6 protein-coding genes (1 of these 6 only partly in view) are annotated in these 6,185 nt (G+C 48.3%); 3 read left to right on the plus strand and 3 right to left on the minus strand.

Annotated elements, in window-relative coordinates:
* The first annotated feature begins 2 nt into the window (after nucleotides 1-2).
* Entirely contained in the window at nucleotides 3-446 is a 444-nt protein-coding gene (locus tag QWY82_RS06925; protein ID WP_353958678.1) for an FKBP-type peptidyl-prolyl cis-trans isomerase, read from the plus strand.
* Nucleotides 447-481: 35 nt separating this feature from the next.
* A complete protein-coding gene (ispH, locus tag QWY82_RS06930) occupies nucleotides 482-1,414 on the plus strand; it encodes a 4-hydroxy-3-methylbut-2-enyl diphosphate reductase (RefSeq protein WP_290263491.1) in 933 nt (310 codons plus the stop codon).
* Between the two features lie 29 nt (nucleotides 1,415-1,443).
* On the opposite strand, the gene QWY82_RS06935 is transcribed toward ispH, so the two are convergent.
* From QWY82_RS06935 to QWY82_RS06945, 3 genes are all read right to left on the minus strand, one after another.
* A complete protein-coding gene (locus tag QWY82_RS06935) occupies nucleotides 1,444-2,007 on the minus strand; it encodes a GspH/FimT family pseudopilin (RefSeq protein ID WP_290260838.1) in 564 nt (187 codons plus the stop codon).
* A gap of 95 nt (nucleotides 2,008-2,102) precedes the next feature.
* Nucleotides 2,103-3,440: a sigma-54-dependent transcriptional regulator gene (locus QWY82_RS06940; RefSeq protein WP_290260840.1), complete on the minus strand. Its 1,338-nt coding sequence runs from the start codon at nucleotides 3,438-3,440 to the stop codon at nucleotides 2,103-2,105.
* Nucleotides 3,437-5,053, minus strand: a complete 1,617-nt coding sequence (locus QWY82_RS06945) for a sensor histidine kinase (protein WP_290260842.1) — start codon at nucleotides 5,051-5,053, stop codon at nucleotides 3,437-3,439. Before QWY82_RS06945 ends, QWY82_RS06940 begins: the two co-directional genes overlap by 4 nt.
* 116 nt (nucleotides 5,054-5,169) lie before the next feature.
* On the opposite strand from QWY82_RS06945, the gene QWY82_RS06950 reads away from it, so the two are divergent.
* On the plus strand, nucleotides 5,170-6,185 hold the 5' portion of the coding sequence (locus QWY82_RS06950) for an NAD+ synthase (protein ID WP_290260843.1). Its footprint extends 616 nt past the window's final position; the window shows 1,016 of its 1,632 coding nt (coding positions 1-1,016); it begins with the start codon at nucleotides 5,170-5,172; the stop codon falls past the right edge of the window.

Here is a 6,185-nt window from a genome sequence, read left to right on the forward strand (position 1 = left end):
CTATGTCCGATAGAGTTGTTGCCGAGGGCAGCCAATTAACGATTCATTTTTCCCTCGCGCTACGCGATGGTAGTGTGATCGATTCAAACTTTGACGCTAAACCGGCAACATTTGCCTTGGGTGATGGCAATATGCTGCAGGGGTTTGAGCGCTGCTTGCTTGGTATGCGCGAAGGTCAACGCGAATCCTTTGTGATTCTTCCCGAGCATGGTTTTGGTCAGACTAATCCCAATAATGTGCAGGTTATGCCGCGCACGGCTTTCGCTGCCGATATGGAATTAGCCGAGGGTTTAGTGGTGTCTTTTGCCGATGCGCAAAAAGCTGAATTGCCTGGTGTTATAACAGCGTTTACGGCTGAGCAGGTTACGGTGGATTTTAATCACCCATTGGCCGGCCAAGATATTATTTTCGATGTGCAGATTGTCAGTATTGGAGAGGAAAGCTGATGAGTGCTATCGCGGATGCGCCAACGACACATGCGGTGGAGATAAAACTCGCCAACCCGCGGGGTTTTTGTGCCGGTGTCGATCGTGCCATCGATATTGTCAATCGAGCGCTCGATGTATTTGGTGCGCCTATTTATGTGCGCCATGAAGTTGTGCACAACAAATTTGTGGTCGAGGACTTGCGCGCTCGAGGCGCGATTTTTGTCGATGAGCTGGAAGAAGTGCCAGACGACACGATTGTTATTTTCAGTGCCCATGGCGTCTCACAAGCGGTGCGCAAAGAGGCGGATGGTCGGCAGCTCAGGGTGTTCGATGCCACCTGCCCATTGGTGACAAAGGTTCATATCGAAGTTACCCGCTACTCTCGCTCGGGTACAGAGTGCATTCTCATTGGTCACCAGGGGCATCCTGAGGTCGAAGGCACCATGGGCCAATACGAGCGGGTGAATGGCGGTGCTATCTATCTGATTGAAGACGAGCAGCAGGTTGCCAGCCTGGTGGTAAAAGACCCGAATAATCTCGCCTATGTGACCCAAACAACCTTGTCGATGGATGATACGGCTCTGGTTATTGATGCGCTACGCGCTAAGTTTCCCAATATCAAAGGCCCAAAGAAAGACGACATCTGCTACGCCACCACCAATCGCCAAGATGCCGTTAAACAGCTCGCGCTGGAGTGTGATCTCGTGCTGGTTGTTGGCTCCGTCAATAGCTCCAATTCCAATCGCTTGCGCGAATTGGCCCAGCGCTGTGGTGCAGAGGCTTATCTCATTGATTCGGCAGAAGATATTTCTGCAGAGTGGCTCAGCGGTAAGCGCTCTATCGGCGTGACAGCCGGGGCTTCCGCACCAGAAGTATTGGTGCGCCAGGTGATTCAGCAGCTTGAGCAGTTCGGTGCTCAGGCGCCTCAGGAGATGTCTGGCGCTGTGGAAACCATTGCGTTCTCCTTGCCTAAAGAGCTCCGTTAATATCATTTTGAAGTCGGCAATAGGTTTAGCTAGCAGCTTATATCGACCCCTGACGATGTTTCAGGGATGCCATTGTTGTTGAGGTCGAGGCCTTGCCGGGCGCGACCCGCTTTGTTGAGGATAAGGACTCTGCCGTAGTGGGCATCTTTACTTTTTGGGCAGTAATAAAAACTTCCATTTTGATGTAATGTAAAGCCTCTCGGGCTAAAACTTAAATAATTTTTATTGCCAAAGGCCTTCCATTTAATCTGGCTGCCAGGTTCGAAGGCTTGTGTCGCGTAAACGAGTGTTTCACCTTCGTCCAAGTATCCGTTTATATTTTGGTCTATAAAAATATTGATGCCTTCTTGCCAGTTGTCTCCGCAGCTCGAATCATTTTCTCTTGGGCAGAGTGTTGTTGTTTGCCCAAGCATGATTGCTTGTGTTCGGGCAAGAATAATTGTTCTGGTTAGTAGGTCAGTTGTTGTAATGGCTTTGTTTTGTTCAACGAGATGTTGAAATGCTGGGACGCCAATGCTGGAAATAATCACAATAATCGAAATGCTGATGATTAGTTCCAGCAATGTAAAGCCTAAACAAACTCCTTGTTTCATATGGCCATCCTTGGCTCGGTCTAATTGTTTGCCGCCTTGTATGATTTCTACAATAGCTGGTTATTTTAATGCTTGGGTAAAAGTAGCTGACTAAATCAATCTGTGTCAAGTCCTAGCTTTTTCAAGCGATAGCGCAGCGAGCGAAAGCTGATGCCGAGCTTTTTAGCAGCTTCAGTTCTGTTCCAGCGTGTTTCTTCTAACGCTTTGGTAATATAAGACATTTCAATTTCCTCGAGTTTCTTATCAAGCGCCTGCCCATTCAACTCTTCACTCTGTGTTGCGGAAGTTTCCACTTGCATCGGTGCAAGTTGAAGGTCATCTCCACGAATAGTGTTCCCTTCACAGAGTGTAAAGGCCCTTTCAAGGGTGTTTTCTAGTTCGCGCACGTTACCTGGAAAGGGGTAGCGTTTGAGGTGCTTGATCGCATCTGGTGTTAGTGTGATTTTTTCTGAGTCATAAGTTGCAGCAAGTTTATTCAGTATTGCGGAAGTTAAAGCTTCAAGGTCGTCCATTCGCTCTCGCAGTGCCGGTGCGTGTAGATGAATGACGTTTATTCGATAATATAAATCTTGCCTGAAGTTGCCGGCTACAATCTCATTTTGCAAATTTTTATGCGTGGCACTTAGAATACGAATGTTTGTTTTTTGCTCTGCTTGGGTTCCGACCGGTCTGATAGCCTTTTCTTGGATAGCTCTTAATAGTTTTACTTGCATGTCTAGTGGCAGGTCTGCTACTTCATCTAAAAAAAGTGTGCCGCCCTCTGCCGCTTGAAATAAACCAATTTTGTCGGCGTTGGCGCCTGTGAAACTGCCTTTTTTATGACCGAAAAACTCACTCTCCATAAGTTCTCTGGGTATCGCACCACAGTTTATTGCGATGAATGGTCCATCGCATCTGGGGCCTTGCGCGTGGATGGAGCGCGCAATGAGTTCCTTGCCGCAGCCTGATTCCCCCGTGATTAGAATGGGTGCTTGGCTTCTGGCTAATTTATGAATTTGCTGTTTCAGCTTGCGCATCACATCGGTAGTGCCGACCAGTAACTCATTGTCCAGCGCCGCTTCTGGTGCACCAGATTTGGTCGCGGTTTTTACCAATGCGCGCAATCTTTCAATGTCGATAGGCTTTGACAAAAAGTCAAAGGCACCTGCTTTCATGGATTCTATGGCTATGTCGACGTTGCCGTGTGCGGTAATGACGGCAACGGGTAAATCTGGGTGATTGCTTTGAATGAGCTTTACCAGGTCTATGCCGCTGCCGTCTGGCATTCTCATATCGGTTAGGCAGATGTCAAATTGATGTGCAGCGAGTGCTTGCTCGGCCTCCCTGAGTGATGCGGCAAGCACGCAATTAAAATTCATCCTGGTCAGGGTGATATTCAGGAGCTCTAATATGTCTGGCTCATCATCAACAATGAGCGCGGAATTCTTGTTCAATTTAACACCCTTTGATCGTGTGCTAGGCAAATTCTAAAGCAGCTTTTACCTTCTGATGTCGGCTTATATTCTAGTGTTGCTTCGTTCGCGTCGCACAGTTCTTTCGAGAGGTAGAGGCCAAGGCCTGTTCCACTTACGTGATCGGTATTGAACGGTTCGAACAGTAACGTTGCTTTGTCTTTGCTGATTCCGGTGCCTGCATCGACGACATCTATATATGGCAATCCAGATCTTTCATCGATGCCTGTAATTAAAACAAGGCTTTGTATCCCTGTGCTAGCTTGGCTATAGCGCAAGCCATTGTCGCAGAGATTTATCATAACTTGGTGAAGCTGTGAAACATCCATAGTTGCGAGTAGCGATGCGTGCTGATGTTGGGTTTGAATGTGTGCTTGGTTATAGGGACCTTGTTGAAGCTCTTCAACAAAATTTTCTACCCAGGAGATAACATCAAAGGTCTGTGCTTTGGCTTGTTGGCGGCGTGAAAGCTGAAGTACGTTTTCGATAATGTTGTTTACTCGCTCTGAATGGCGAGCAATGATCGCCGTCAGATTTCTATCTTCAGCCGCAATCGTAGGCGACTCCGCCAGTAGTTGCCCAGCGTGACTGATTGCACCTAGAGGGTTTCTCACTTCATGGGCAATGCTGGCTGTTAGTCTTCCAAGTGAGGCAAGTTTCAGTTGTTGTGCATGTTGCATGAGTTGACGATTGTCTTCTAAAAAAATAAGTGTATCACTTTGCTGGTCAATTTTTAGTGCGGCAAAACTCACTCTCACCTCCTTACTGCTACCCTCCGGCTTAAACAGCTGCTGCTTGTGCGCGCCGCTTACGGACCAGCGCTGGAGCATATCTTTAATAGGTGTGGGTATACTTGTTAAGGGTTCGCTTGAGGGGATGCTGAGCAGTCTGTATGCCGCGTTGTTAGCTAGAACCAATGCGTGGCTTTTATTTGTCACGATGATGCCGGTGTTCATGCGCTCGACAATTTGTTGCGCCAAAGACTGTATGTGTTGTGCTAGCGCCGCCTGTTGCTTCGCTTCCGTTTGGCTAGTTTGTAGCCGAAGGGTGAGGTACCTAAATAACAGCGCCGTTAGAAATAAGAGAATGCCGAGCGCGCCGGCTGAAAATAAACTGCGGTCGCCCCCGTTTTTGGCGACAGCATCTAACACGCCGGCGCCAATGGCGGACAGGCTTGAAAAAGCGGCCAATAGTAGTGAGAGCTGCTGGTTTAAGAATATACCGCCGTAGGCGACGGTAATAATGAGTAGGTAGCCTAAGCTGCTAGTGGCATTGCCGCTGCTGTTAACGAGTAGTGTTATTGCGGCGATATCAATAGTCAGTTGGATTAAAAGTTGCCGTTGGCTTGGTTGAAAGTTTTTGCGCCAAAGTGAGATGAGAGTCCATAGGCCTATCAGCGTGTAGATAATACAGGTGTAAGAAAAGACGCTCGGGGCTAGGTTACCTAGGGTGTTGGATGAAACCCCGCCGTGAAACATAAACAGTAATAGCGCACCTAAAAGCACTCGGTAGTAGCTGTATATGCGTAAAAGCGTGAGCGTACTTTCAAAACCAAGTAGGTCGTTTTGTTGAGTTTCGTTTTTAGGTGTCGTCATATGGCGTCCGAATCTGCTGGCGTACTCACTATATATTACTGTTTATGGAAACGGTATTTTGCGTTCCGTGCATGTTTGGTCGACAATAGCGCCCCCTGGTAGTCGGTGATCGAATAATGCAGCCAAAACCCTTGAATATAGTACTTGCGCAAATTAATCCTTTGGTCGGTGATATTGACGGCAATACCGCACTTGTTATCGCTAGGGCCGAGCAAGCTGTGGCTGAGCATCAAGCCAATTTGGTGTTGTTTCCCGAGTTGGTTATAACGGGCTATCCGCCTGAGGATTTACTGCTTCGGCCTAGCTTGGAGTGGCGTATTGATCGGGCTATAGAGGCAATTTGCCAGGCAGGCTTGCGCGCCGACATCCTGATCGGCTACCCGAAGGTCGTGGCTGGTCGCGTGTTCAACATGGCGGGTTATATATCGGCAGGTAAGCTGGTTGCCGAATACGCAAAGCAGCAGCTGCCAAATTTTCAGGTATTTGATGAAAAAAGGTATTTCCTGCCAGGCAATCAGGCTTGTATTGTGGAAATTGCAGGCATAAAGGCTGCAATATCCGTATGCGAAGATATTTGGCATCAAGAACCCATGTTGCAAGCCCGAGAGGCTGGTGCTCAGCTGATGTTGAATATTAATGCCTCGCCCTATCATTGCGGTAAGACTCAGGAACGACGGGCTTTGTTGGCAGAACGGGCTGTCCAGGGTGACATGCCGATTGTGTATATCAATCAGGTCGGCGGTCAGGATGAGTTGGTGTTTGACGGCCATTCAATGATTGTTGATCGCTTGGGTAAGGTTGTTATGCAGGCGCCGGCCTTCGAAGAGGGTTTGTACCCGGCGCAAATTTCTATTGAAGGCTCGGTGAAAGTCACATCGGCAGTGCAGGCTGCCGATGTGGATTCACTGGAAAGTGTCTATAGCGCTCTCGTGTTGGGTGTTCGCGACTACGTCAATAAGAACGGCTTTAAGGGTGTTGTTTTAGGCTTATCTGGCGGTATCGATTCAGCCCTAACCCTCGCCATTGCGGTTGATGCCTTGGGTAAAGATCGGGTTGAGGCGGTGATGATGCCCTTTCGTTATACGTCACAGTTGAGCCTTGATGATGCTGCAGACCAAGCAAAGCGACTGGG

Source organism: Simiduia curdlanivorans (assembly GCF_030409605.1).
GTDB lineage: Bacteria > Pseudomonadota > Gammaproteobacteria > Pseudomonadales > Cellvibrionaceae > Simiduia > Simiduia curdlanivorans.

Coding starts and splice junctions, on each gene's coding strand:
- QWY82_RS06945 (WP_290260842.1), bottom strand. CDS start 5,053: ATGACGACACCTAAAAACGAAACTCAACAAAACGACCTACTTGGTTTT.
- QWY82_RS06925 (WP_353958678.1), top strand. CDS start 3: ATGTCCGATAGAGTTGTTGCCGAGGGCAGCCAATTAACGATTCATTTT.
- QWY82_RS06935 (WP_290260838.1), bottom strand. CDS start 2,007: ATGAAACAAGGAGTTTGTTTAGGCTTTACATTGCTGGAACTAATCATC.